The organism is Bacteroides pyogenes, assembly GCF_014196225.1.
Lineage (GTDB): Bacteria > Bacteroidota > Bacteroidia > Bacteroidales > Bacteroidaceae > Bacteroides > Bacteroides pyogenes_A.
Genome location: NZ_JACIDI010000003.1, coordinates 74184 through 99822, shown reverse-complemented (window position 1 = coordinate 99822; position 25639 = coordinate 74184). Strand labels below are relative to the sequence as shown.

The 25639-nt window shown below is 48.4% G+C and carries 29 protein-coding genes, 1 tRNA gene and 1 pseudogene; 11 read left to right on the top strand and 20 right to left on the bottom strand.

What is annotated here, in order from left to right:
• The first annotated feature begins 74 nt into the window (after positions 1 to 74).
• The gene (gene ald, locus GGR07_RS02810; protein WP_021645420.1) at positions 75 to 1181 is read left to right on the top strand and encodes an alanine dehydrogenase; all 1107 of its coding nucleotides are present in this window, start codon (positions 75 to 77) and stop codon (positions 1179 to 1181) included.
• A gap of 358 nt (positions 1182 to 1539) precedes the next feature.
• On the opposite strand, the gene GGR07_RS02805 is transcribed toward ald, so the two are convergent.
• The 7 genes from GGR07_RS02805 to GGR07_RS02775 all read right to left on the bottom strand — a co-directional run bounded on the left by GGR07_RS02805 (position 1540) and on the right by GGR07_RS02775 (position 6819).
• Positions 1540 to 2475 (bottom strand): NAD(P)H-dependent flavin oxidoreductase, encoded by a 936-nt coding sequence (locus GGR07_RS02805; RefSeq protein ID WP_034542603.1) that lies wholly within the window; start codon positions 2473 to 2475, stop codon positions 1540 to 1542.
• A 173-nt stretch (positions 2476 to 2648) separates the two neighbouring features.
• Positions 2649 to 3299, bottom strand: coding sequence for a DUF4858 domain-containing protein (locus tag GGR07_RS02800; protein WP_021644441.1), 651 nt, complete (start codon positions 3297 to 3299; stop codon positions 2649 to 2651).
• A 38-nt stretch (positions 3300 to 3337) separates the two neighbouring features.
• Positions 3338 to 3862, bottom strand: coding sequence for a DUF4943 family protein (locus tag GGR07_RS02795; RefSeq protein WP_021644440.1), 525 nt, complete (start codon positions 3860 to 3862; stop codon positions 3338 to 3340).
• A gap of 12 nt (positions 3863 to 3874) precedes the next feature.
• Positions 3875 to 4930: a porin family protein gene (locus tag GGR07_RS02790; RefSeq protein ID WP_021644439.1), complete on the bottom strand. Its 1056-nt coding sequence runs from the start codon at positions 4928 to 4930 to the stop codon at positions 3875 to 3877.
• On the bottom strand, positions 4914 to 5462 hold the full coding sequence (locus GGR07_RS02785; RefSeq protein ID WP_122056726.1) for an RNA polymerase sigma factor: 549 nt from the start codon (positions 5460 to 5462) through the stop codon (positions 4914 to 4916). Before GGR07_RS02785 ends, GGR07_RS02790 begins: the two co-directional genes overlap by 17 nt.
• Positions 5463 to 5585: 123 nt before the next feature.
• Positions 5586 to 6434, bottom strand: a complete 849-nt coding sequence (nadC, locus tag GGR07_RS02780; protein ID WP_122056627.1) for a carboxylating nicotinate-nucleotide diphosphorylase — start codon at positions 6432 to 6434, stop codon at positions 5586 to 5588.
• Positions 6427 to 6819 (bottom strand): DUF4783 domain-containing protein, encoded by a 393-nt coding sequence (locus tag GGR07_RS02775; protein WP_034542566.1) that lies wholly within the window; start codon positions 6817 to 6819, stop codon positions 6427 to 6429. The genes nadC and GGR07_RS02775 overlap by 8 nt, the downstream gene beginning before the upstream one ends.
• A 127-nt stretch (positions 6820 to 6946) precedes the next feature.
• Here GGR07_RS02775 and rlmH point away from each other — a divergent pair, with 127 nt between their 5' ends.
• Together rlmH and GGR07_RS02765 are read left to right on the top strand one after the other, a co-directional pair.
• Positions 6947 to 7420 (top strand): 23S rRNA (pseudouridine(1915)-N(3))-methyltransferase RlmH, encoded by a 474-nt coding sequence (gene rlmH / locus GGR07_RS02770; RefSeq protein ID WP_034542568.1) that lies wholly within the window; start codon positions 6947 to 6949, stop codon positions 7418 to 7420.
• A 235-nt stretch (positions 7421 to 7655) separates the two neighbouring features.
• The gene (locus GGR07_RS02765) at positions 7656 to 9872 is read left to right on the top strand and encodes a beta-N-acetylglucosaminidase (RefSeq protein WP_122056628.1); all 2217 of its coding nucleotides are present in this window, start codon (positions 7656 to 7658) and stop codon (positions 9870 to 9872) included.
• 1063 nt (positions 9873 to 10935) lie between these two features.
• Here GGR07_RS02765 and queF read toward each other — a convergent pair.
• The 10 genes from queF to GGR07_RS02715 form a co-directional block, all read right to left on the bottom strand.
• Entirely contained in the window at positions 10936 to 11391 is a 456-nt protein-coding gene (gene queF, locus GGR07_RS02760; RefSeq protein ID WP_021644431.1) for a preQ(1) synthase, read from the bottom strand.
• Between the two features lie 3 nt (positions 11392 to 11394).
• Positions 11395 to 12051 (bottom strand): 7-cyano-7-deazaguanine synthase QueC, encoded by a 657-nt coding sequence (queC, locus tag GGR07_RS02755; RefSeq protein ID WP_034542575.1) that lies wholly within the window; start codon positions 12049 to 12051, stop codon positions 11395 to 11397.
• A gap of 1 nt (position 12052) precedes the next feature.
• On the bottom strand, positions 12053 to 12733 hold the full coding sequence (locus tag GGR07_RS02750; protein WP_021644429.1) for a queuosine precursor transporter: 681 nt from the start codon (positions 12731 to 12733) through the stop codon (positions 12053 to 12055).
• A gap of 120 nt (positions 12734 to 12853) precedes the next feature.
• The gene (locus tag GGR07_RS02745; RefSeq protein ID WP_021644428.1) at positions 12854 to 13141 is read right to left on the bottom strand and encodes a winged helix-turn-helix domain-containing protein; all 288 of its coding nucleotides are present in this window, start codon (positions 13139 to 13141) and stop codon (positions 12854 to 12856) included.
• Positions 13126 to 13713 (bottom strand): hypothetical protein, encoded by a 588-nt coding sequence (locus GGR07_RS02740; protein WP_021644427.1) that lies wholly within the window; start codon positions 13711 to 13713, stop codon positions 13126 to 13128. The genes GGR07_RS02745 and GGR07_RS02740 overlap by 16 nt, the downstream gene beginning before the upstream one ends.
• 45 nt (positions 13714 to 13758) lie before the next feature.
• Positions 13759 to 13926, bottom strand: coding sequence for a hypothetical protein (locus tag GGR07_RS02735; RefSeq protein ID WP_021644426.1), 168 nt, complete (start codon positions 13924 to 13926; stop codon positions 13759 to 13761).
• A gap of 5 nt (positions 13927 to 13931) precedes the next feature.
• Entirely contained in the window at positions 13932 to 14306 is a 375-nt protein-coding gene (locus GGR07_RS02730; RefSeq protein WP_034542579.1) for a DUF2141 domain-containing protein, read from the bottom strand.
• Positions 14307 to 14564: 258 nt separating this feature from the next.
• Positions 14565 to 15068 (bottom strand): RNA polymerase sigma factor, encoded by a 504-nt coding sequence (locus tag GGR07_RS02725; protein WP_027325490.1) that lies wholly within the window; start codon positions 15066 to 15068, stop codon positions 14565 to 14567.
• Between the two features lie 98 nt (positions 15069 to 15166).
• On the bottom strand, positions 15167 to 15616 hold the full coding sequence (locus GGR07_RS02720) for a hypothetical protein (protein WP_034542581.1): 450 nt from the start codon (positions 15614 to 15616) through the stop codon (positions 15167 to 15169).
• Between the two features lie 49 nt (positions 15617 to 15665).
• On the bottom strand, positions 15666 to 17069 hold the full coding sequence (locus GGR07_RS02715) for an OmpP1/FadL family transporter (RefSeq protein WP_021644421.1): 1404 nt from the start codon (positions 17067 to 17069) through the stop codon (positions 15666 to 15668).
• Between the two features lie 223 nt (positions 17070 to 17292).
• Here GGR07_RS02715 and GGR07_RS02710 point away from each other — a divergent pair, with 223 nt between their 5' ends.
• The 7 genes and pseudogenes from GGR07_RS02710 to GGR07_RS02680 all read left to right on the top strand — a co-directional run bounded on the left by GGR07_RS02710 (position 17293) and on the right by GGR07_RS02680 (position 22208).
• Complete coding sequence (locus GGR07_RS02710; RefSeq protein WP_034542583.1) at positions 17293 to 18294, top strand: 2-hydroxyacid dehydrogenase; 1002 nt, start codon at positions 17293 to 17295, stop codon at positions 18292 to 18294.
• A 34-nt stretch (positions 18295 to 18328) separates the two neighbouring features.
• Positions 18329 to 18973, top strand: coding sequence for a pyridoxamine 5'-phosphate oxidase (gene pdxH / locus GGR07_RS02705; RefSeq protein ID WP_034542585.1), 645 nt, complete (start codon positions 18329 to 18331; stop codon positions 18971 to 18973).
• 60 nt (positions 18974 to 19033) lie between these two features.
• Positions 19034 to 19489: a hypothetical protein gene (locus GGR07_RS02700; RefSeq protein WP_147298156.1), complete on the top strand. Its 456-nt coding sequence runs from the start codon at positions 19034 to 19036 to the stop codon at positions 19487 to 19489.
• A 13-nt stretch (positions 19490 to 19502) separates the two neighbouring features.
• Positions 19503 to 20233 (top strand): annotated as a pseudogene (locus GGR07_RS02695) (MBL fold metallo-hydrolase).
• Positions 20234 to 20247: 14 nt separating this feature from the next.
• Positions 20248 to 21312 (top strand): DUF4468 domain-containing protein, encoded by a 1065-nt coding sequence (locus GGR07_RS02690; protein ID WP_122056630.1) that lies wholly within the window; start codon positions 20248 to 20250, stop codon positions 21310 to 21312.
• Positions 21313 to 21327: 15 nt separating this feature from the next.
• Positions 21328 to 21702: a VOC family protein gene (locus GGR07_RS02685; protein WP_034543210.1), complete on the top strand. Its 375-nt coding sequence runs from the start codon at positions 21328 to 21330 to the stop codon at positions 21700 to 21702.
• Positions 21703 to 21869: 167 nt separating this feature from the next.
• On the top strand, positions 21870 to 22208 hold the full coding sequence (locus GGR07_RS02680; protein ID WP_147298157.1) for a hypothetical protein: 339 nt from the start codon (positions 21870 to 21872) through the stop codon (positions 22206 to 22208).
• Positions 22209 to 23559: 1351 nt separating this feature from the next.
• On the opposite strand, the gene GGR07_RS02675 is transcribed toward GGR07_RS02680, so the two are convergent.
• Positions 23560 to 23745, bottom strand: a complete 186-nt coding sequence (locus GGR07_RS02675; protein ID WP_021644410.1) for a hypothetical protein — start codon at positions 23743 to 23745, stop codon at positions 23560 to 23562.
• Positions 23746 to 23829: 84 nt separating this feature from the next.
• Here GGR07_RS02675 and GGR07_RS02670 point away from each other — a divergent pair, with 84 nt between their 5' ends.
• On the top strand, positions 23830 to 24564 hold the full coding sequence (locus tag GGR07_RS02670) for a class I SAM-dependent methyltransferase (protein WP_034543213.1): 735 nt from the start codon (positions 23830 to 23832) through the stop codon (positions 24562 to 24564).
• A gap of 712 nt (positions 24565 to 25276) precedes the next feature.
• Here GGR07_RS02670 and GGR07_RS02665 read toward each other — a convergent pair.
• A tRNA-Cys gene (locus GGR07_RS02665) sits at positions 25277 to 25348 on the bottom strand.
• Positions 25349 to 25399: 51 nt separating this feature from the next.
• Complete coding sequence (locus tag GGR07_RS13855) at positions 25400 to 25615, bottom strand: hypothetical protein (RefSeq protein ID WP_034543208.1); 216 nt, start codon at positions 25613 to 25615, stop codon at positions 25400 to 25402.
• Between the last annotated feature and the right edge of the window lie 24 nt (positions 25616 to 25639).

Sequence of the window (25639 nt, the reverse complement as noted above, 5' to 3'; positions counted from 1 at the left end):
ACATCCCCTTACGAGCAACAACGTAAGGGGATTCTTTGTAATTTCGGGCATGTTTAACCTTAAAATGTAACAATATGATTATCGGAGTACCTAAAGAGATTAAGAACAATGAGAATCGGGTGGGCATGACACCTTCCGGAACAGCAGAGTTAGTGAAAAGAGGACATCAGGTTTACATCCAGCACACTGCGGGAATCAACAGCGGTTTCCCGGATGAAGCGTACGAGGCTGTGGGCGCTAAAATTTTACCGACCATAGAAGATGTATATGCCACCGCAGACATGATTGTAAAAGTAAAGGAACCTATCGCACCCGAATACAACCTGATTAGAAAAGGGCAATTGCTGTTTACCTATTTTCATTTTGCTTCCGATAAAGAACTGACATTGGCGATGATCGCCAACAAATCTATTTGCTTGGCATACGAAACGGTGGAAAATCCGGACCGTTCGCTGCCTTTGCTGATTCCGATGAGCGAAGTGGCGGGACGGATGTCTGTACAAGAAGGTGCGCGCTTTTTGGAAAAGCCGCAGGGCGGAAAAGGAATTTTGCTGGGCGGAGTACCCGGAGTGAAGCCCGCCAAAGTACTCATCCTCGGCGGAGGAATAGTAGGAACCAATGCGGCACAGATGGCGGCAGGAATGGGCGCCGACGTAACTATCGCCGATGTGAATCTGGCACGCCTGCGCTACCTGAGCGAAGTATTGCCTAAGAACGTAAAAACTTTATATTCTTCTGAATTAAGAATTAAGAAAGAGTTGCCGGATGTCGATCTGATTATCGGTTCCGTCCTGATTCCCGGAGACAAGGCCCCGCACTTGATCACGAGATCCATGTTGTCGATGTTGCAACCCGGCACAGTGCTTGTCGACGTGGCAATAGACCAAGGCGGATGTTTCGAGACCTCCCACCCTACCACGCACAGCGAACCGACTTATGTCGTAGACGGAATCGTGCATTATGCGGTTGCCAATATTCCGGGAGCCGTACCTTACACTTCCACCCTGGCACTGACCAATGCCACGCTTCCGTACGTCATCGCTTTGGCTAACAAGGGTTGGGAAAAAGCTTGCAAAGAAATTCCGTCCCTGCAACCGGGATTGAACATCGTGGAAGGCAAAGTGACGTACAAGGCCGTAGCAGACGTATTCGGTTTAAGATATGAACCTGTTTTCTTATAAGGCAGCATTGTAAATAACTCTTCGATTGCCGCCCTTTTCCCTTTCACCTCATTCTTACGATGCACCGGATGCTTCGGAAAAGAGGTGAAAGGGGCTTTTTCAAATCGGAACTTTCTGCCTTTTCTTTCATTATCTCCTACGTCACGATCGATGTAAATGGGTGTTCATGCAGCACGAACGGAGCAAAAAAAAACAATGGAATGTTTGAAAAAAAAGCCCGCGGGCTTTAAAAAAAAGGCGGCGGGCTTTGAAAAAAACACGGCGGGCTTTGAAATCAAAGGCGGCGGGCTTTTTTGTGAAAGAATATAAAGGTATTTTCAAACGCCTGCTGAAAAGAGGAAGGCGCTTATATGCACAATCAGAAATAAGTCTTTGCTACAGCTTGCCGGTAAGCTTCCAACAGGTCTTTCATCACCTCGCTTGCAGACTCGCGACGGGAAACAAGAGCAGCAACCTGCCCTATCTCCAACTCTCCCTGCTCCAGATCGCCTTCAAAGATTCCTCTTTTCGCACGCCCTTTGCCGAGCAGCACACGCAATTCTTCGACGGAAGCTCCGCGGCTTTCCGCCTCTTCCACTGCATCGCGGAAAGCATTCTTTACCAGACGCACAGGGCTCAGCTTTTTCAGCAGCAATTTCGTATCTCCTTCACCTAACCCCAGACAAAGCGACTTAAACTCTTCGCTTGCCGAACTCTCATCGGTCAGGGCGAAACGCGTACCGATCTGAACGCCTTCGGCGCCCAGCACCATAGCCGCCAGCATGCTTTCTCCGGTAGCTATGCCTCCGGCTGCAATCAAAGGCAGTGTGGTTGCCCTGCGCACCGAAGGTATAAGGCAAAGCGTAGTGGTTTCTTCGCGCCCGTTGTGTCCTCCGGCCTCAAAACCTTCGGCTACTACGGCATCTACACCCGCTTCTTCACATTTCACGGCAAAACGCGAAGAAGATACGACGTGAACCACCGTGATGCCCCGTTCTTTCAGCCAAGAAGTCCACGTCTTCGGGTTTCCGGCGGAAGTAAAAACGATTTTCACTTTCTCCTCCACCACGATATCCATGATCTCTTCAATCTGAGGATACATCAAAGGAATGTTCACACCGAACGGCCGGTCGGTAGCCGCCCGACATTTGCGGATATGTTCGCGAAGGGTTTCCGGATGCATGGAACCGGCTCCGATAAGCCCCAGCCCGCCGGCATTGCTCACCGCAGAAGCCAGCCGCCAACCGCTGCACCAAACCATACCCGCCTGCACAACGGGATATTGGATGCCGAAAAGAGAAGTAATTCTGTTCATCATGATATCATATTGAAAACAAGTTCTGAATGTATAACGCTTTCGGCAAATAATCTGTTCAGCAAAAAGCGTCGGGCTTACACGTATCGGCAACAAGCCGCATGAATTCCATCAAACATTCCGTCGGTCACGAGATTTTTGCCGGAGAACGCATGCCATACCGCCGCGCCTCTTCAAGGAACAATCTGTTGAACGGGAGCATTGATCGATACTGTTACAGAGTCGCCATAAGTTTTCAGAACTTCCAGCGTACGCGCGCGGCGTTTCTTACCCTTCCAGTCCCAGAAATCTTTGGTAAAAACCAACATCAGATCGAGACCGCCGATCGCCACCCCCGCCGCTCCGTAACAGTGCACAGCCACATGTGGAGGAACGAAGTCGGCGCCTCTTTGCAGAGTTCCCCTGCCCGTGACGCCTTTCCCTAAGTTTATCGTGTTCGGCTTATAACCGGTACGGGCGTATAGATGAAAAAAGGGATCTCTCCGCCAAGTATCTTTGGTTATCCGGATTTTCTTCCGAAACACCGGATCCCAATCATAGCGCGTAGTAGGCGTATAGGGCATTAAGCTGAACACAGGGACGGCTTTGGGCAACACAGACGGAAGCGACTCGTCGGGAGACAGCCATCTTTTTTCTTCCGAGATACGAGGGTCGGCCGTACCGACCGAAAAGTCGATAGCCTGAAGTGCCTTCCGGTTCAGACGCAACTCCCCGTCGGCTTCGAGCATTTTCCGCAATTTCACCGAATCCTGCTTCGACCATTGGGCATAGCATCCCCCTGCCGACAGTAAAAACACTGCCGATATAAGCCATCTCGTTCTCATTCTCTGTTGTTATTTGCCTGCCGGATGCTTTTGTTTATTTACCACCATCTGTAACCCGTGCCGCAGAGAGGTTCGTCATAACACGGATCGATGCTCCATCTGGTTCTGGGATATTTCCGTTCCTCCCACCAACGGCGGTAACAGGCCGCCGCATCGAGCACTTCCTCGTCCGTCAAAAAATAAATCGGTTCGTAATTTTCGGCATTCGCCAACACCATTTTGCATCCTAATGACGGAGGCGTACCCTGGCGTATGTATTCTATCGTCCAGAGCATACATTCTCCCAAACGGATTTTCCCGTTGTTCATATTATAGACCGACGGGAAAGAGGGAATAATGGTGAGGTCTTCGGCATATTTCAGCAAATCGGGGATATCCTTCTCGGCAAAATGAGGAACCTCTACGACTCCTTTTTCATTCTGCATCTTATACTTGCCCGCTTTCAGTTGCTTTACGAAAACCGAAACATCGGGATTGTTCTGATCCATCTCTTCGCCGTTGCACCCGGTAAAGGAAACAAGCGCGGCAACAGCCATCCATAATATCATTAATGTCTTTTTCATTGCAGCAGATAGTTAGTAAGTCATGCGGAGTCCGCAAAGCAAATTTAAGTTAGTAGGCCGTTTCGTACGGACTGTAGCCAGTTGCGAATCAGTCTTGAAATGGTGAGAGATGCCGGGTTCGGCAAAAACAGCCAGTCTGTCGGTAAGTTTGTAACGGACACCTGCGGCGGCAGTCAAAGCGAGTTGCACGGGTTCTTCCTTAAAACTGTTGTCGGGCGCGCCCGACACGCATTTATCCGCCACTCCGCCTACGGTAGCGTAAATATCCCATTTTTTTGTTTCCGCCAACATCACATTCATTTTTACAGGAATGCCTATATAATGTAGTTTCCGTCCTTCCGAACGCAAGTTCGAATAAAGCAACCCGGTTTCTATGCCCAAGCGTCCGTTCAGCATACGCTCTACTGTCACCCCGCCCGAAAGAGGCATTTTATAGGTTCCACCATCTGCCGGAAGCGCTGTGCCGCCTTGTATTTTTACCGCCCAACGATGTTTCTTTTCGCTCCGGGCATTTGATGGAGCACAGGCAACGCTCTCCTCGTAAACGGGAACCGGATCGGCATTCACATTGGCTGCTTTCCAATATCCGTCGTGCGATTGCCCGGTTCTTTCACCCTCCTGCCTTACAGCAGCAGAGGCCGAAATAGAAATGGAAACGGACAAAGTGATGGAGACGGAATCCGGGTCTTCGTCGTTTGCATACTGCGGAAGCATGCCGTACGATTTCGGAGCCTGCTTCGACAATATCGGTTTTGCCAGCTGAGGAAGCCGTTTGACACGGATACCGTCTCCATCGGGTATGCCTTCGCGGGAAGCGACTATCTGCGTGAACGCCTCACTTATTTCCTCTTTGGGAGAGAAGAACCAGACCACCGCCGTCGACGCGGCCAATACCAGCAGCACAGAAGCTGCCGCCGCCACACGGAAAAACAGCAACCGGCGGCGTTGCTGCCCGGCCACAAGAATGTCCTGTTGCAGCTTTTCCCAGAATCCGTCGCGCACTGTCAGTCCGGTGTCCCCAAGACGTGTACGGAACAGATCGGTTATTCCATCATTTTCTTTCTTCATGCTTTGTGTACTCTTTAATTCTTTTTGCCAACAAACACTTTGCCCGATGCAATTGCGAGGTAGACGAATGCTCTTTGATACGAAGCATGGCGGCTATCTCTTTGTGAGACCTCTCTTCAAATACATAAAGATTGAATACAGTGCGGCAACCATCCGGCAATTCGGCGATAAAAGCCATCAATTGCTCTTCGGAGATCTCCTCTCCCCTCATATCCGGCAAGTCCGGAACTTCGGGAAGCTGCTCTTCATGCACTACCAACCGACTCATCTTTTTTTCCCGCCTCAGATAGTCGATCGATTGAGTCACCATCACCCGTGTAATCCATGTAGTGAGGGAAGAATCGCCTCTGAACGAAAAATTGGTAAAGATCTTGATGAAAGCGTCGTGCAATACATCGTGCGCCGCATCCATATCGCCCGTATAGCGGAAACATACCGCCAGCATCCGTTGAGCATAGAGAGTATAAAGTTGTTTGCGGGCCGAATCGCTTCCCGCCCGACAGCCCTTTATAAGTTCTATCTCGTTTTCCAAAGCCAAATGTCTTTTTAAATCGAACGTATGTATGCGCCGTTTATCCTTTAGACGCAAAAGAATGAAGAGTGCTGCAAGAGTATCTGCTAAAAGAAGTTAACGAAGCAGAAGAAAATCACATCATCAACATGCTTTAAAGCTCATGTCGAGTCCCTTCACCGAATGCGTGAGCGCACCCACCGAGATAAAATCTACGCCGGCTTCGGCATAAGCGCGCAACGTGTCGAAGGTAATGCCGCCGGACGATTCGGTTTCATATTTTCCTCCCACCATTTCCACCGCTTTCTTCGTTTGCTCGGGTGTGAAATTGTCGAACATGATACGGTCTACCCCGCCCAAGCGAAGCACCTGCTCCAGTTCATCGAAGTTGCGCACCTCGATTTCTATTTTAAGATTCTTGCCTTTGCTGCGGCAATATTCTTTGGCACGGGTAATCGCCTTGTCGATTCCGCCGGCAAAGTCCACATGATTGTCTTTCAGAAGAATCATGTCGAACAGTCCGATGCGGTGGTTCACTCCGCCCCCTATCTTCACTGCCATTTTTTCGAGGATGCGCATGCCCGGAGTTGTCTTGCGGGTATCGAGTACACGCGTATGAAGTCCTTCGAGTCGGGCGGCATATTTGCGGGTCATGGTAGCGATACCGCTCATACGTTGCATCACATTCAGCATCAGACGCTCGGTCTGGAGCAACGACTGCACCTTACCTTCCACAATCATCGCCACGTCGCCGGGCTTCACCTCCGCTCCGTCATTGATAAACACTTCCACTTTCATCGTGGGATCAAAACGGTTGAAAATTTCTTTCGCCACTTCGATTCCCGCCAGCACGCCGGCTTCCTTTATCAACAGCTTCGATTTTCCCATCGCCGTATCGGGAATGCACGAAAGCGTGGTGTGGTCGCCATCGCCGATATCTTCCGCAAAAGCGAGATCGATCAGTTTATCGATCAATTCCTTTTCTTTATTCATTTGTCTTATCTATTCTTATTTGATGTATCACATATTGTTCTTCCGACTTCTTCAGGAAACAATTCACACGATACTTACCGTTGTTTGTTTTCAGCGTACCGATAACAAAACCCGACTCATCGCGCTTCCCCTGATGATTGACATTAAACCCGTCGACCTTGTTCCGCGCGAAGAAGTCCTGCATCATCGCAGCGGCTTTCTGCTTGTCCACATTGGCGGAATTGGAGGGAAGTATCAGATTGACTTTATCGCCCATGTATTTGCTCAACTCTTGCGAGCTACCCTTGCTCAACGCCGCAACTACCCCCGAAGGTATTTCCTGAGCCATGAGCAAAGGAAGAAACAGAAGTAAAACAGCTATTATCAGAAGTACTCGTTTTTTCATAAATACAAGCTTTTATGTTGAAGTTCAACGTCTAAACATTCAACGATTTACAGGCAAAGGTAAACATTTATTGCAAAATAACACAAAAAAGCCGTATTTTTGTACAATAAATCAGAATTGTAAACGCATGAAAACAACCCTGCTCGTGGTAGGAAGAACGGTAGAACCACATTATATTACCGCCATCAACGACTACGTACAACGGACAAAACACTTTATTTCGTTCGACGTGGAAGTGATTCCGGAGTTAAAGAACACCAAAAGCCTTTCCACAGATCAGCAAAAGGAAAAGGAGGGCGAACTGATCATAAAAGCGCTCCAACCGGGAGACGTGGTCGTGCTGCTCGACGAACGGGGCAAAGAGATGCGTTCGCTGGAGTTTGCCGAATATATGAAACGGAAGATGAATACCGTAAACAAACGGTTGGTTTTCATCATCGGCGGGCCTTACGGCTTCTCCGAGAAAGTGTACGGAATGGCGCACGAGAAAATTTCGATGTCGAAAATGACTTTTTCGCATCAGATGATACGCTTGATCTTCGTCGAGCAAATGTACCGGGCAATGAGCATATTGAACGGAGGCCCTTATCATCATGAATAATCCGTACCGGAAGCGGTTTGCCGCCATCGGGCGGTGAACGTGCCGGCACCGGAAGCCGGACATATTGGGAAAGAGAGAACGGGAAATCGGCAAAGGATGTCCGGGAAATCGGCAAAAGATGCCTGGGAAACCGGCAAAGGATACCCGTGCAAACAGGAACGAACCCCAATGAACAAGAGTTGCAGATATACAATATTCTTCTTTTCTTTGCAACCGAAAACTAATATCAACTCACATGAAACACAAAATTCTCGCACTACTCAGTATGGCTGCGCTAAGCGGCGGAGCCTTTTCACAAAATGTTCATCTCAATCCGCAGCCGCAGGAAATACGATCGGGACAGGAAGAGATCGCACTGCCGGCTTCTTTCCGGCTCGTCGGAGCGGAAGACGCCAATCCGAAAGCAGTGGCACGGCTTCAAACTCTGTTGGGAAACAATATTCAAAAGCAGGGGCTTCCGGTTTATATCGGAGAGAAAAATGACAAAGCCATGCGCAAATTCAAAAAGATGATACCCGACAAAGCGGAAGGGTATTACCTTGCCGTAAACGGCAGCGGGATTGTGCTTGCCGGAAGCGATGAACGGGGAACGTTCTATGCGGTGCAGACGTTGAAACAACTGCTTACCGGCGGACTGCCTTCGGACAGCCTGAGAAACCGGCTGCCGGAAACGGAGATAAAGGATTACCCCGATATCCGGTTCCGCGGCGTGGTGGAAGGTTTCTACGGGACTCCCTGGAGACATGAAGACCGGATGCGGCAGCTTCGCTTCTACGGTGAGAACAAACTGAACACTTATATTTACGGACCTAAGGACGATCCTTACCACAGCACACCTCATTGGCGCCTTCCCTACCCCGGCAAAGAGGCGGGAGAGCTGAAGAAACTGATTGAAACGGCACATGAGAATGAAGTCGACTTCGTATGGGCCATCCATCCGGGGCAGGATATACAATGGAACGATGCCGACCGCGAAAAAGTAATCGAGAAGTTCGAACGGATGTATCAGTTGGGTGCACGTTCGTTCGCTGTCTTCTTCGACGACATCTCGGGCGACGGAACAGACGCGAACCGTCAGGCGGAACTGCTCAACTACATCGACCGCAAGTTTGTCAAAGAGAAAAAAGACGTGACTCCGCTCATTATGTGTCCTACGGAGTATAATAGGAGTTGGTCGAACCCGAAAGGCAATTACCTGACGACGTTGGGTACGCAACTTCATCCCGATATTCAGATTATGTGGACGGGCGACCGGGTGATCGCGGACATGACGCGCGAGGGATTGAACTGGATCAATGAGCGCATTCGCCGTCCTGCCTACATCTGGTGGAACTTTCCGGTATCCGATTACGTGCGCGACCATTTGTTGATGGGGGCAGTGTACGGCAATGAAAAAGGCATAGAGAAAGAGATGTCGGGCTTTGTTTCCAATCCGATGGAGCGCGCCGAAGCGTCGAAAATAGCGCTTTACGGGGTAGCGGCTTACGCGTGGAACATGGAAATGTTCGATTCGCAGCAGGCGTGGGAGAAAGGAATTGCCGCTCTGCTGCCCGACGCTGCGGACGCGCTGCTGACGTTCTGCAAGCACAATTCGGACTTGGGACCGAACGGACACGGTTACCGTCGAGTGGAGTCGGTAGAGATACAGCCCTTCGCCGAACGCTTTGCGCAAGCGGTTTCGGCCGGTAAGGAAACGGACATCGACGACCTGATCCGACTGAAAGCGGAGTTCGAAAAAATCTCCGAATCGGCCGATATCCTGCTGGCGAGCGAAAGCAATCCTACGCTGATCGATGAAATCAAACCGTGGCTTTACCGCTTCCGCCTGTTGGGAAGCATGGGAAACGAGGCGCTCTATCTTCAGGAAGCGTTGAAGCACCGGCAAAGGGAAGTGTTCGAACGTAAATACGCTCACCTGAAGTCGTTGCAGAAACTAAGCTACGAAATCGACCAGAGCTACAATCAGAATCCGTATCAGCCCGGCGTGAAAACCGGAAGCAAAGTGCTGACACCCTTCATCGACACCTTGTTTGCCGCCGCCACCCGGCAGTTTAACCACGCATACGGCACGCAGTTGAGCGTAACTACCCTGTATTCGCCCCACAAGCTGACAAGCGATATCGGGCAACTGCGCAACCAACCGCTGCAAACGAAGAACAACACCGTACTCATCTCCCCGTTGCTGGAAGTCCTGAAGTGGCCTGCCGGAAAGTTTGTGGAGATTAAATTCGACCGGACATACGCGGCTTTCGAGCTGGATATTCATTTCGGGAAAAAAGAGTTGCCGTCGTGGGGCAAGTGCGAAGTAACCGCCGACGGAAAGACTTGGGAAGAAGTGGAAGTGTCGAAGGGCGTCAAGAACAAAGCGGTGAAAGCGATCCGCTTCTACAATGCAGGAGACAAAGAAGAGCAAATCCATTTCAGGAAATTTGCCGTAACGCTTCGGAAGTAACAACGCACAAGATGTGTCGGAGCCGGAAAGCTTGCTCGTGTTAAACGGCAAACTTTCCGGCTCCTCTTCATCGATAAGCAGATGATCGGCTTTTCTTCTGCCACCGAGCTTCCGTCATGACGGAAGAATCATGCAAACGATGCACTGTTCGTCCGTCCGCAACGGCTTGTTCCTTTCTTAACACAAAGTAATCCCTATGCCATGGCTGCCTGATCTGGGCAAAACAAAGCATTGAAGCATGCAAAACAGCGATTTCGTTTGAGCAAGACAAAGCCTCCGTTTGAGCGAAAGAGAAGCTCTGTTTAAGCAAGTCAGAAGCTCTGCTCAGGCGAAAGAGAGCTTTTACTCAAGCAAAGCGAAGCTCTGTTCAGGCAAAAGAGAGCTTTTGCTCAAGGAAAGCAGAAGCTCTGTTCAGGCGAAAGAGAGTTTTTGTTCAGGCAAAGCGAAGCTCTGTTCATGCAAAAGAGAGGCTTTGTTCAAGCGAAGCAGAAGCTCTGTTCAGGCGAAAGAAAGTTTTTGTTCAGGCGAAGCAGAAGCTCTGTTCAGGCGAAAGAAAGTTTTTGTTCAGGCAAAGCAGAAGCTCTGTTCAGGCGAAAGAGAGTTTTTGTTCAAGCGAAACTGAAGCTCTGCTCATGCAAAAGAGAGCTTTTGCTCAAGGAAAGCAGAAGCTCTATTCATGCAAAAGAGAGTTTTTATTCAAGCAAAGCGAAGCTCTGTTCAGGCGAAAGAGAGTTTTTGCTCAAGCAAAGCGAAGCTCTGTTCAGGCGAAAGAGAGTTTTTGTTCAGGCAAAGCAGAAGCTCTGTTCAGGCGAAAGAGAGTTTTTGTTCAAGCAAAGCGAAGCTCTGTTCAGGCGAAAGAAAGTTTTTGTTCAGGCAAAGCAGAAGCTCTGTTCAGGCGAAAGAGAGTTTTTGTTCAAGCGAAACTGAAGCTCTGCTCATACAAAAGAGAGGCTTTGTTCAAGCAGCCCCAAGAATCTCTTCCGCAGTAAGTCCGAAGCCGGAACGGGCAACCGGGCTTTGCTTCAGGCAAGACAAAACTTCATTCGCTGCACGAACTGCCGCGTCACTCCCGATTCATCAACCGTTGCTCCGCCATCTGCTCGTATTTCGTTCCCGGCCTGCCGTAGTTGGCATACGGATAAATGGAAATTCCGCCGCGTGGCGTAAACAGCCCGGTCACTTCGATATATTTGGGATTCATCAGCTTTATCAAGTCTTTCATGATGATATTCACGCAGTCTTCATGAAAAGCTCCATGATTACGGAAGCTGAACAGATAAAGCTTCAGGCTTTTGCTTTCCACCATCTTCACATCGGGAATGTAACTGATGCGAATCTCCGCAAAATCGGGCTGTCCCGTAATGGGACACAAGCTGGTGAATTCGGGGCAATTGAATCTTACCCAATAATCATTGCCGGGATGTTTGTTGTCAAAAGCTTCCAACACTTCGGGAGCGTAGTCTTGCTTATACTCGGTGCTTCTGCCCAACAGGGACAATTGTTCTTTCAGTTCGCTCATAACTTATAATGATTGTTTCAGATACTTCTCCAAACCTTCGCGGCGAAGCTTGCAAGCCGGGCATTCACCGCATCCGTCGCCCTGAATGCCGTTATAACAAGTCAGGGTTTCGCGGCGTATCAAGTCCATCACGCCCAGCTCATCCGCCAAAGCCCACGTCGCCGCCTTGTCTATCCACATCAGCGGCGTGTGAATCACGAAGTGTTCATCCATCGCCAAGTCCAACGTCACGTTCAACGACTTGATAAACGCGTCGCGGCAATCGGGATAACCGCTGAAATCGGTCTGCGAAACACCCGTCACCAACTGACGGATGCCACGTTCGCACGCATACACCGCAGCAATGCTCAGGAAGAAGAGGTTGCGCCCCGGCACGAAAGTGTTGGGAACACTGCCCTCCGGCTTCTCCTTATCCATCTCCATCGCAGCATCGGTCAGCGAGTTGCGTCCCAGAGTGCCGATGAAAGACACATCCATCACATCGAACGGCACGTTTGCTCTCGCCGCAATACCCTGTGCCAGCTCCACTTCTTTCTGATGTTTCTGTCCGTAAAGGAAACTCAACGCACGAACCTCCTTGAAATGTTTCTTTGCCCAAAACAGACATGTGGTCGAATCCTGCCCTCCGCTGAACACAACCAACGCAGCTTCCTTATTCACGTCAGATTTCCTTTATCTTTAATACATTGTAAGAGATATCCGTGTCGTAAACATCGGTTCCGTCGATTCTTTTTATGGCTTTTACCACCCGTATCGTAACAGGCAGAATGAGAACCTCGTACATGGATTTCAGCACCACCTGCAGTGCCATGATGACAAGCAGCTCCTTCCAGGCGATGATACCTGCGAAAGCTATCGGAAAGAAGATGATCGAGTCGGCGGTCTCGCCCACTACCGTAGACCAAATGGCTCGTGCCGAGAAGTTTTTCCCTCCGCTCGCCACTTTCATCTTGCTCATGACATAAGCATTAAGGAAAGAACCTACCAGAAAGGCCAGCATGCTGGCGGCAAGAATGCGGGGAGCCATGCCGAACACGAAATCGAAATGCTCCTCACCTTCCCAGAAAGGCGCGGCGGGTAAAGCAACGGCTATCAATCCGAGCGCAACAACGAAGAAATTCATGGCAAATCCGCTCCAGATGATAAGGCGAGCCTTTTTGAACCCCCAGACTTCGGCAATGCAGTCGTTGATGATATAAGAAACGGGGAAGACCAATAATCCGGCGGTCACCGTCAGTCCGCCCACTTGAATGACTTTTGTTTCGAGAAGATTGGCTGCAATGAGGCATACATTGAAAAGAATGCCCAGCAACATGAAGGGTACAGATACTTTTTCTTTCATAACTCCTGTTTTTTACGTGGTGTTCTAGAATACACGGCCGCTATTCACGGCATCGCATGTCTTTAATTTTCGGGGTGCAAAGATAGAGGAAAAAAATCAAAAAGACAACCATCTTTCCTGTTATAATCCGCTAAAATAACTTTTCAGGGCATCGACATACTCCTCCATCGCTTTTCTCCCGTCGGAAGTCAGCCGGCAGAGGGTACGGGGTCTCTTGCCGACAAAACTTTTTTCGACTTCGATATATCCCGCCTCGCTTAGTTTATCCAGCTGAATGCTCAGGTTTCCTGCCGTCGACTGCGTCTTTTCTTTCAAATAAACGAAGTCGGCCTCTTCCACCGATAGGAGAATAGACATGATGCCCAGCCGGAGCTGCGAATGTAATAATGGATTCAGTTCTTTGAGCATCGTTTCATATCGTTATTCATTATATGTCCGGGAATAATCATCATCACCACAAAGATAGCGGCAAACATCAGCAATTTATCATACCCATGAATAAATAAAGAGATGAAAGAGAGCAACAGACCGATCGCCCCGCCTATGATATGCACCTTATACTTCGCAATCAAGCCGGTGAGTGTCACCCCCATCGACATCAACAACGGCATGAGGAAAAGAACGTCTATCCGCACCACAAAAGCGAGAGAAGAGAGGCAGAAACTGACGATGCCGAACAAAGCCCACATCTGCGTTGTAATGCGGTCGATATAATTCCTCGTTCCTTTCTTTCCATGCTTACGTTCGAAGAAAATCGTCAGCGGAAGGGCGGTTAAAGGCAAAGCAAACCAAAGGAAATTCACCTGCCACATGCCTGTATATAGCCACAAAGACCATACTGCCAGCGATATAACGACGGTAGCATATCCCCAAATCAGCAAGGGATAGGCCGCATGACGCGCCGTATTCTCCTGCGTCTCCCGAATCATCCGGGCGATAAGTTCCAAACTTTCTTTTTCGGAAATCTTCTTGTCTTCCATAATCCATCAATTTTGTTTCAAAAATAATATAGTCTGTTTAATAAATCAAGCGTAACCGTTTATTTCCCGTCCAGATCTTTTAAAGTATAGTCCGCTGCCAGAATCCATCGGCAAGCTATCGCGCACGGAAAGAGGACGACCGCCTTCTTGCTGCCCTCTGCCGAAACAGAGAGCAGTCAAGCCGATCCATAAGGCAAACATTATCCGTTTCATACACCTTATTTATATATAGGGTAGTACAACTCGACTTTCACGGTAGCCGGCTTGTCGGACTCTTTCTTACATTTCTCGCGCACATACCCCTCCAACGGTCTGCCCTGTTCATCCTTGTCCAAATCCATATTTTCATTCTCGTCGTGAAAAAGCGACAGAGTAAATTTTTCCCAAGGCACATCCTTCAGGACGACTATCGCAGTTCTTTCGGTAGCTTTTATCATGGCATATACCGGTTTCGACGTTTCATCCTTTTGAGCCATCACGAGGATACTGCCCTTCGCGTTGCGAATACCGCGTACTTCTACCGTTACATCCTGAGCACAAACACCCATTCGGCAGCAAACAACTCCCAAAACAATAAGCAACAAACGTTTCATCTCGATTTCTCCTTATTCGTTAGTGAATAAAATTAATTAGTTTATTTTATAAACCATATATGGATTAAAAAAAACAAGGAGCTGCGCATCTCACTTGTTCGAAAGCAAAGATAAATAGGTTTATTTTATAAACCAAATGTTTTAGAAGAAAAATCAAAAAAAAGAATCCTTCCCATCCTTTTCAAGTATGAAAGGATAAGAAGGATAACTACTCAAAACTTCAAATGTAGTATCTTTGGAAAAATCTCTCTTGCAGAATCAGGAAAAATCTTTCAGTTCTTCCTTCAAGCGCTTGCGGATAAAGAACAGGCGGCTCTTCACCGTCCCCATCGGAAGGTTCAGCTTTTCGGCAATTTCTCTGTATTTAAATCCGGCAACGAACATCTGGAAAGGAACTTTCATCTCTTCGGGAATGGAATGAATCACCTTATATAAATGTTTCATGTCATAAGCCGTTTCGAAACGGTCGCTGTCTTCGTCTTCTATCAGGCTTTGCTGATGGATGGAATAATTATCGTCGATAATATTCATCTCACGCACCGCACGGCGGTAATTGTTGATAAAAATATTCCGCATGATAGTATACATCCATCCTTTCAGGTTTTTGGCATGAGTGAATTTCTCTCTGTTATCCAACGCCTGCAACACGCAATCCTGCACCAAATCGTTTGCAGAGTCGCGGTTTGAAGTTAATTTATATGCAAAACGACGTAAATCCTGCTCCATCGCCAATATTCCTTGAGTAAATTCCATCTTCTCCATGTCGTAGTCAATTAATCTAATTAGTACGATGCAAAGATCTTCTTTTTTAGACTTATTATAAATAGCAATTCTTCCATGAAGTTTGGCAATTTTTCCTTTCATAAAGAAAAAGAGGGCATAGCAGGAAGAAAAACGATGAAATAGCCGAAAACGACGGTTGAAAGATTGCAAACAAAAACGGCGACCACTGAAAAAACACGGACAGTTGCTGAAAGGAACATGAAAGTTCGCTCAGAAAGACACGAGATGCCGACAAAAGAGACACGGACGCTGCTGAAAAAAGTATGGACAGCCGCTGAAAGGAACATGAAAGTCCACTGAGAAAGACACGAGATGCCAACGAAGGAGACACGGACGTTGCTGAAAAAAGCATGGACAGCCGGTGGAAAGGAACATGAAAGCCCGCTCAGAAAAGCATAGAAAGGATCGAAAAAAACACGGTCGGCCTCTGAAAAAAAGCCCGCGGGCTTTGAAAAAAAGGCGGCGGGCTTTGAAATCAAACACGGCGGGCTTTTTTTAAAAGGCGGCGGGCTTTTGAAATCAACCATTCCGATAGCCGAATCAAGTGCAAGAAAAGGCAAGGATGAACGTATGCTATCAGAATTTATAATCGATTCCGATACCGAACACTTTATTGGTACGATCGAACACATCTTTACCGGGAACTTTAGTCCCGTTATAACTGGCCGTTTCTTTGGTGTACGTATCGTATTTCGTCCAGAAGTAAGCGACATTCAATTTCATGTTTCTCATTAAATTGAAGCCCGCCCCTACTCCATACGAATACGAGCTTACGGCAAAACTCATATCGCTCTGATAGCTGTCTTCCACACCGTATTTGGTGCGCTGCATGCCGCCGCTCACTTGCGCCCACTTGCACACATCCCATTCGATGCCGGCAAGATATTCGTTCGTACCGTTCTTTATAAAATGCTGTTTGCCCATTTTCTCTCCGGTAGCCAAATTCACCGCATCGGCCATGCGGGCATGAGTATCGAAGAAATGGTGATAACCTACGGAAGCACGCAATACCGGCAGAATTTCATACGAAACTCCTACAGTCAGCAAGCTCGGAATATCGTGAGGCGTGTTTACACCGTCTTTAAACAAGCCGGTGTCGTCTCTGGATGTTTTATTCTCTACATTCAAATGCGTATTGAATTCGTATTTCACACCCACATTCCATTTGCCCATTTTAAAGTCCAAACCCAAAATCGGAGTAACACCCCATCCGTTCTGGTCGCAGTCGAGTTCTTTGTCGGCGGTGTTTTCCGCATGGTCTTTATATTGATCGCCGAGTTTGCTGAAGAAGTCATGCGCGGAAATCATATCCCCATTCGGATTCAGTTGAGGGTGTCGCGGATTGAAACGCATGTTGCGCAGATAGCCTACATAACTGTTGCTCACATAGTTCATGCGTACCCCTGCAAAAGCCGAAAGATAATCGGCAATCTTATAGGTGGCTCCCATTTGGAGACCGAAGATCATCTGCTTTCCGCGAATATAACTGTCCAAAGAATATTGATTGGCAGGGATTCCCGCTTTCGAAACCAACAAAGGCAGCATTGCCACCTGCGATTCGAACGAACCAAGTCCCTGATTGAAGGTAGCTTTTCCACCGCCGCCCGTAAGAGCGAAACTTCCGGAAAACGTCCAGTCGCCTTTTCTATAAGCGGCAAAAAGTGAAGGGATGAACGGAGCGGAAGCCTCGCCTTTGAACTCTTTTGTAGCATTACCGCCGAAACCGGCAAAAGGTGCGAAGGTAGAAGTAATGGTACGGGTCTGAAAAGCGCTCTGCCCGTTGAACGAAAGGTGAAAGCCTTCGTCGATAAAAGCAAGTCCGGCGGGATTGGAGTATACGGCGTCGATTTGTGTGGAAGCATCGCGCGCCAACATTCTCAAGAATAAGATATGTTGGTTTGTATTTGTCAGGAGACCTCCTGCAAAAGTTGGAATTGAAACGAATAACATTGCAATACCAAACAAGGATAATTTTCTCATTTAAATCTTTTTTTAGTTATTTCGGGCGCAAAGGTACAACAATATTGCACATAAAAAAGGCTTATGTGCATTTTTCTTCTTCATGAGAGGCATTTTTCACCGATTCCACATAGTTACCAATGAAACGATAGACAAGAAATACTCCGTTAATCAAGCATAAATAGATAAACAAATAGATTCATCCGTATGTTAATTACATAATCAAAATAAAAAGACAAATTTTATGGCATACACAATTGCGTTTTTCGGCACCAAGCCCTACGATGAAGTTTCATTCAACAACAAAAACAAGGAGTTCGGATTCGAGCTTCGCTACTATAAAGGACACCTGAATAAAAACAACGTTTTGCTTACACAAGGAGTAGATGCGGTTTGTATCTTCGTGAACGATATTGCCGACGCGGAAGTTATCCGGACGATGGCCGCCAACGGAGTAAAACTGCTGGCCTTGCGATGCGCCGGTTTCAATAATGTAGACTTGAACGCGGCCGCCGCAGCCGGAATAACCGTAGTACGCGTTCCCGCATACTCGCCTTATGCCGTGGCGGAGTACACGGTAGCGCTCATGCTTTCGCTCAACCGGAAGATTCCACGGGCATCATGGCGCACCAAAGACGGGAACTTCTCGCTACACGGACTGATGGGATTCGACATGCGGGGCAAAACTGTGGGGATTATCGGCACGGGGAAAATAGCCAAAATACTTATCCATATCTTAAAAGGATTCGGAATGAATATACTGGCATACGATCTTTACCCCGATCATAACTTCGCCCGTGAGCAACAAATCGTATATACTTCGCTCGACGAACTGTATCATCATTCGGATATTATCTCGCTCCACTGCCCGCTGACGGAGCAAACCAAATACCTCATCAACGACTATTCCATAAGCAAGATGAAGGACGGAGTGATGATTATCAATACCGGGCGCGGGCAACTCATCCATACCAACGCGCTGATCGAAGGACTGAAGAACAAGAAGATCGGTTCTGCCGGACTCGACGTGTACGAGGAAGAAGGAGAGTATTTCTACGAAGACAAATCGGACCGTATCATCGACGATGACGTATTGGCGCGCCTGCTTTCATTCAACAATGTAATCGTAACATCGCATCAGGCGTTCTTCACGCAGGAAGCGATGGAGAATATCGCCACAACCACGTTGCAAAACGTAAAGGATTTCATGAACGGCAGGCCGCTGCCTAACGAAGTAAGAAAGTAAGTTTGCCATTTATTCCATAAAATTTCACCAAGATATGAATATCAATCTGGCCGATATCCGGCAAGAATACAGCAAAAGCGGATTACGGGAAAGCGATCTTCCCGACGATCCGCTTCTGCTTTTCGACAATTGGCTGCAAACAGCCATCGACGGGGATGTAAACGAACCGACCGCCGTTCTGGTGGGAACCGTATCGCCTGAAGGAACGCCTTCGACACGCACCGTGCTCCTCAAAGGATTGCATGACGGACGGTTTATTTTTTTCAGCAACTACGAAAGCCGCAAGGGAAAACATTTGGCGGCCAACCCGCACATATCGCTTTCTTTCGTGTGGCACGAACTCGAAAGGCAGGTACACGTGGAGGGAATTGCCACGAAAGTGCCCGCCGAAGAATCGGATGAATACTTCGGAAAACGCCCTTACAAGAGCCGGATCGGGGCGAGAATATCTCCTCAAAGCCGGCCGATTCGCAGTCGCATGCAACTGATACGCGCGTTTGTGAAAGAAGCGGCGCGATGGATAGGAAGAGACGTAGAACGCCCCGAACATTGGGGAGGTTATGCCGTGACACCCTCGCGAATCGAATTTTGGCAGGGCCGCCCGAACCGTTTGCACGACCGCTTTCTATACACCTTGCAGCCTGACGGAAAATGGGAAATCGTTCGTCTGGCTCCCTGACTCAGCCGTTTATCCGCTTCACTGTCACACCTATACTTCTAAGGAAGCGCTTTTCATCCTATGAATCCGCTTCCTTTTTCAGCTCATCATCGAGCCTATACCTCTAACGAGGCACTCTACATCTTATCAATCCGCTTCGGTTTTTCAGCTCATCAGCAGGCCTATACCTCTAACGAGGCGCTCTACATCCTATCAATCCGCTTCGGTTTTTCAGCTCATCAGCAGGCCTATACCTCTAACGAGGTGCTCTACATCTTATCAATCCGCTTCGGTTTTTCAGCTCATCAGCAGGCCTATACCTCTAACGAGGCGCTCTACATCTTATCAATCCGCTTCGGTTTTTCAACTCATCATCGAGTCTATACTTCAAGGAGGCGGTCGGTCGCCCGCCTCCGGTTTCCTTTCTTCCGTTTGCCGCCATACCGCAACGGAACAAAGCAAATAATACTCCCACGCCATGATTTCTGCTTTTTTGCTTGGTCACCCCGATCAGAATATGTAATATTGCAAACCTAACAGCTATCAGCCTATGAGACTCCATTACATATATCATAGCGGGTTTGCCGTTGAAGCGGAGGGCGTAACCGTCATCATCGATTACTACAAAGACTCTTCGGAAACCGAACGCAACCGGGGCATCGTGCACGATTATCTCCTGCAAAGGCCCGGCCGAATCTATGTGTTGTCCACTCACTTCCATCCCGACCACTTCAACCGCGAGGTGCTGGAATGGAAAAACTTCATCCGGACATCCGCTATATATTCTCCAAAGACATCTTAAAACAGCGGCGCGCGGCGAAAGAAGAAGCGACTTACATCAAAAAAGGAGAAATATACGAAGACGAATGCCTGCGGGTCGACGCATTCGGATCGACAGACGCAGGAAGTTCTTTCCTCATTCATCTGCAAGGCCTGAGCATTTTTCATGCGGGCGACCTGAACAACTGGCACTGGAGCGAGGAGTCTACGGAAGAAGAAATACGCAAGGCGGACGGAGACTTCCTTGCGGAACTGAAAGATCTGAAAGAGAAAGCTCCGGAAACAGACCTGGCATTATTTCCGGTAGACCGAAGAATGGGAAAAGACTACATGAAAGGCGCCAAACAATTCATCGAACAAATAAAAACAACTATATTTGTACCCATGCACTTCGGAGAAGATTACGAAGGCGGAAACGCATTCCACCGTTTTGCCGAAGAAGCTGGCATCCGCTTCATTGCGATCGGCGGAAGGGGCGAAAGTTTTGAAATTACCCAATAAACACAATTATAAGTATGAATAAGTTATCGATTCTATTTCTCGCATTGTTTCTTGTCTGCCTGCCGGCGACAATGAAAGCGGACCCTTCGGAAAAACAGCAAAACGACAACAAATACTTGGCGGGAGCGGTTCCCGAAGTAGACGGCAAAGTCGTTTTCTCCAAAGAATTTCAGGTTGCAGGCATGAGCCGGGAAGAAATCTACGACCGTGCTTTGCAATGGATGACCGTCCGCCTGAAAGAAAACAAGAACATAGACAGCCGCGTAGTTTATCCGGATCGGGAGAAAGGGATCATCGCAGGCGTGGGAGAAGAATGGATTGTGTTCAGCTCCACCGCCCTGTCGTTAGACCGGACGCAAATCAATTATCAGGTAACCGTGCAGACGGATGCGGAGAAATGCGTGGTGAATCTGGGAAAAATCCGGTTCACCTACCGCGAAAAAGAGAAGTATAAAGCGGAGGAATGGATAACCGACCGCTACGCGCTGAATAAGACTAAAACGAAATTGGTGCGCGGGCTGGCGAAATGGCGCAAGAAGACCGTAGACTTTGCCGACAACATGTTCGCCGGTTTAGCCGCTGCATTGGGAACAACGGAAACTTCCGCACGGGAGGAGAAGAAAGCGGAGGAGAAGAAAGCGGCGGTTGCACCTGTGGCCCACCCTGTCGCCATCAGCTCGCAGCCAGATGCTACCAAAGCTGTCCGGACAACGGCGCCGGAATATCAGGAGGCCGACCTGAAGCAGATACCGGGTGAAATATACGCCCTGATGGGAAACGGAACGTTGGTGATCAGCATCGGCGACGACGAGTTCAACATGACAAACATGACGGCCAATGCCGGCGGAGCTTTAGGATACCTCTCGGGCAAAGCGGTTGCTTACTGCACACTCTCGCCCGATCAACCTTTCGACGCGGTGGAAAAGGCCGAAAAGTATGTATTGAAACTGTATGCCCCGAACGAAAAAACTCCTTCGGCACTGATTCATTGCAAGAAGTTGCCCGCACAAAATGCCCCGCAAGAGGGTCGGCCCCGCACGTATGTCGGCGAAATCGTCAAACTCATCTTAAAGAAATAAAACAAGATTCTGCATATGGAAATAAAAGGAAAATTCGATCACTTCAACATCAACGTAACCGATCTGGAAAAGAGTATCCGGTTTTACAGAGATGCGCTCGGCCTTCGGGAGCATCGTCGCAAGGAAGCATCCGACGGCTCTTTCATTCTGGTGTACCTGACGGATAGCACAAACAGCTTCCTGCTGGAGCTTACTTGGCTCAAGGACCATCCCCAACCATACGAGCTGGGAGAGAACGAAAGCCATTTGTGTTTTCGCGTGGCAGGCGACTACGAAGCCGTACGCCGGTATCATAAAGAAATGGGATGCGTATGTTTCGAGAACACTGCCATGGGGTTGTACTTCATTAACGACCCCGACGATTATTGGATTGAGATTCTTCCGGCTTAGCCTTTCTGCCGCAAAACGCAGCCAAAGAGCCGACAAAGGAATATAAACGGGACGCGGGTTTACGCCGATCGATGCAGGAGGGCACTCTTCCCTGCTGCTTGAATCGGCGTAAATCCGCCTCTCTTTTCATACAGGACCCATATTGAACAGTGCAACAGAAAGCCCCGATGCACGTAAGCTCACATTTGTTTTTCAGAAAGTTTCACAGCAGCGGAGCAGGGAGCTACGGTGTATGGGACGTAATTCAACGCTTGTTTTTCTGCATGTTGCACAGCACCGGAGCAGGGAACCATAGTGCTTGGAACGGGAATTCACCTGTGTTTGCCGGAATATGCCGCAGCACCGAAGCAGGGAGCGAAGCCGCATGGGATGTAATTCGCGCTTGTTTTTCTACATGTTGCGCAGCAGCGGAGCAGGGAACCATATTGCTTGGAACGGGAATTCACCTGTGTTTGCCGGAATATACCGCAGCAGCGGAGCAGGGAGCGAAGCCGCATGGGATGTAATTCGCGCTTGTTTTTCTACATGTTGCGCAGCACCGGAGCAGGGAGACATGTGTTTGGAATGCAAATCGTTCGTGTATCTTCCGACCTTTTGAATTAAGGGAACCTCTCCGCCGCTTTCGGCAATGCGGCGATTCCTTCTCTGCAACGGAACAATTCCGGTTATTGCCGGGCTTCATCATGCTTTTTTCACAGGAAAAACAAAAGTTCGCGAGGAGCAAACAGAGGCTCTGTCAGTTTATAATAGCGGAATCAGTAAAACGAACCAAGCTCCCACCGGTTGAACGGGAAGCACTGTCAGGTTCTAATAAAACGTTAGAATTAATCGCAAGACAGGTCTGAAGGCTGAAAACAAAGCACTGTCAGCCCCGCAATGAAGGCTTTCTTAATTTGGAGCAGAAGTTTCGTATGGTTAGAGCAAAAGCATTAACAGCCCTGTATTTTCAGGTTCCCCGCTTGAGCAGGGTGCAGTAAGGCTGGAACGAGGGCTTTATCAAATTCAAGTAGAGGGTATGCCAAGTTGTAACGAAGTCCTTGTCAGATTGAGACGGAACTCCCGCAAGATGGGCAAAGAAGTTCTGTTGAGTCCAAGCAGAGGCTCTGTCAAGTTGAAACAGAAGCTTCGTCAGGCTGAAGCAGAGGCTCCGTCAGGCCGAAACAGAAGCTTTGTCAGGCTGAAGCAGAGGCTCCGTCAAGCTGAAGCAGAGGCTCCGTCAGGCCGAAACAGAAGCTTTGTCAGGCTGAAGCAGAGGCTCCGTCAAGCTGAAACAGAAGCTTCGTCAGGCTGAAGCAGAAGCTCCGTCAAGCTGAAGCAGAAACTCCGTCAAGCTGAAACAGAAGCTTCGTCAGGCCGAAGTAAAAGCTCCGTCAAGCTGAAGCAGAGGCTCCGTCAGGCCGAAACAGAAGCTTTGTCAGGCTGAAGCAGAGGCTCCGTCAAGCTGAAACAGAAGCTTCGTCAGGCTGAAGCAGAGGTTCTATCGGATTGGAACCAAACTTCTTTGGGAGTGCCGGAAGGGGAAAAGCCTTCACTGCAGAGGTTCTATCGGATTGGAACCAAACCTCTGTCGTTCCGTGAAGAACCTGATCCACTGCTTTGCCCATGTCTTTAGTTCATCGAGGCTGGCCCCCTATCGTTCCGCGAAGTCGATACAAAATACTACTTCCCTTGAAGCAGATTGCTTCAGCGCGTTATCCACCCCTTCCATGCTTCCGCAATCAGCACGGTCAATCACTTATCACATGGCAAGGCACACCTCACTCTCATGACAGGCATCTATGCCCGGCACGATGTAATATGAAGCCGCAACAAAAGTCTATACTCTGCTTAAAACCCCAACGATCGCTTTCCCGATCCTTATTTCTTATGGCGGTTCGCCCGCTTCTTCCGGATATCGGCTTTCATTTTAGCCGCACCCGACCCGTGAAGACCACGAATATAAGTCGCCTTCTTCGCCTTCGTCTTTACCTTCCCCTCTTCTTTGGGCTTGTCTTTTTTGCCTTTAAAGACGATGCCGCCCATGATTGCCTCTTCTATACTCATATATTATCCACTTTTTCAACAGCAAAGATACTCATTTCCCGCGAAATCTTTATCTTTGCCATGCCTAACAAGAAACAACTCCGGATGGAAACAACAATCTTACCCGCAGAGAAAGACCCGATGGGAGCTGCAATCCATGAATTCTTCAACCGCCGCAACGCCGGCAGGCTGAGGGTATTCTCCTCTCAGTTCGATGAAGATGAAATTCCCGTCAGGCAACTGTTCCGGAGCTTTTCATCCATGCCGGCGATAGAGCGGACAGCCTTGCAACTGGCTCAAGGACGCATTCTGGATGTAGGCGCCGGAAGCGGTTGCCATGCGCTCGCGCTTCAGGAAATGGGCAAAGACGTTTGCGCCATCGACGTCTCGTCCCTTTCGGTCGAAGTGATGATACAGCGGGGAGTGAACGACGCACGCCTCATCAACCTTTTCGACCAAAGCTTCCGGGAATCTTTCGATACGATTCTCATGCTGATGAACGGCTCGGGCATCATCGGCAAACTGAGCAACATGCCCGCTTTCTTTCAAAGGATGAAGCAGATGCTTCGACCCGGAGGCTGCATCTACATGGACTCCAGTGACCTGAGTTACCTCTTTGAAGAAGAAGAAGACGGAAGCATCCTTATCGACCTGGCAGGGAACTATTACGGAGAAATAGACTTCCGGATGAAATACAAGGATATCGAAGGCGATTCGTTCCACTGGTTGTACGTGGATTTCGAAACACTCGGTCTCTACGCCTCCGAATGCGGGTTCAAAGCCGAATTGGTAAAACGAGGAAAACACTACGACTACCTGGCAAAATTGACCGTTGCTTGAATCTTCTGCCCATAAGAGACAGTGTCACAACCTCATGAACAAGCAAGTTTGGCATCCGTTGCCCGAATCTTCTGCCCGTAAGAGCTACACACCACTCCCGATAAACAAAAGGAGTATATTCAGAAACAAGTGTAGACTCCGAATCGACTTATACCAAACTTTTCATTTCACCGCCTGTGTATTTCTGTCCAGGCAGGGTAAATCCCGAATCGACTTATATCAAACTCTTCAAATCAACTTGCAAGATTTGCCCCAAACAGTATCTCGAAAAAGAAACCTTACGCGAGCTTTTGCCCCGAATCAGCGGTGCAAAGCTCTTATTCAGTAAAAGAAACTTCTTTTTATATAGCCATCAAAAAGTTAACTGACAAGCAAATGCCATAAATCGAAAACAAAGATAAGAAGCAATAACGAAAAAAAGAATTGGATGTAATACTGTTCATAAAGAAGCATTTCCAAACAATATATAACTTCAAAAAGACGGGAAAACGGATTTATATCAGAGCGGGGAGTGCGCCAAAGTACAGCAGGAACTGGCCGGCTCTTTCATTTCACCAGTTTGTCGAAAGAATCTAAAAAAACGTCAGAAGTAGATGCGGAATGATGACAATCTGCATTTATAAAATCAGTTTTTGCCACCCCTATCTCCATCCCTCCCAAAACAAGAATCCTCCGAAACCGGCCATAATAACCGATTTCGGAGGATTCTTTGAGGTTCCTGGCGGATTCGAACCGCCGTACACGGTTTTGCAGACCGCTGACTAAGCCACTCATCCAAGGAACCAAATCTTTTCGATTGCGGTTGCAAAGGTAGTGTTTTTTTTATAATAACCAACTATCCACAACACTTTTTCTTTGAACTTTTCTTCTGCGACTTACATTCATTGCGCTTCTTTTCCATGAGCTCCTTTAATTCACAACCAGTTACGCACGTCGAACAGGGATTCTTATTCTCTTCGGTTCGGCGTAAAAAAAGAAGCACTCCGTATAAAACGCGGATTATACAAAGTAAAACGATTATCCCGACAACCCATTCCTGCCAATTAATCATATAAATTCTCCTATTTTATCGAAC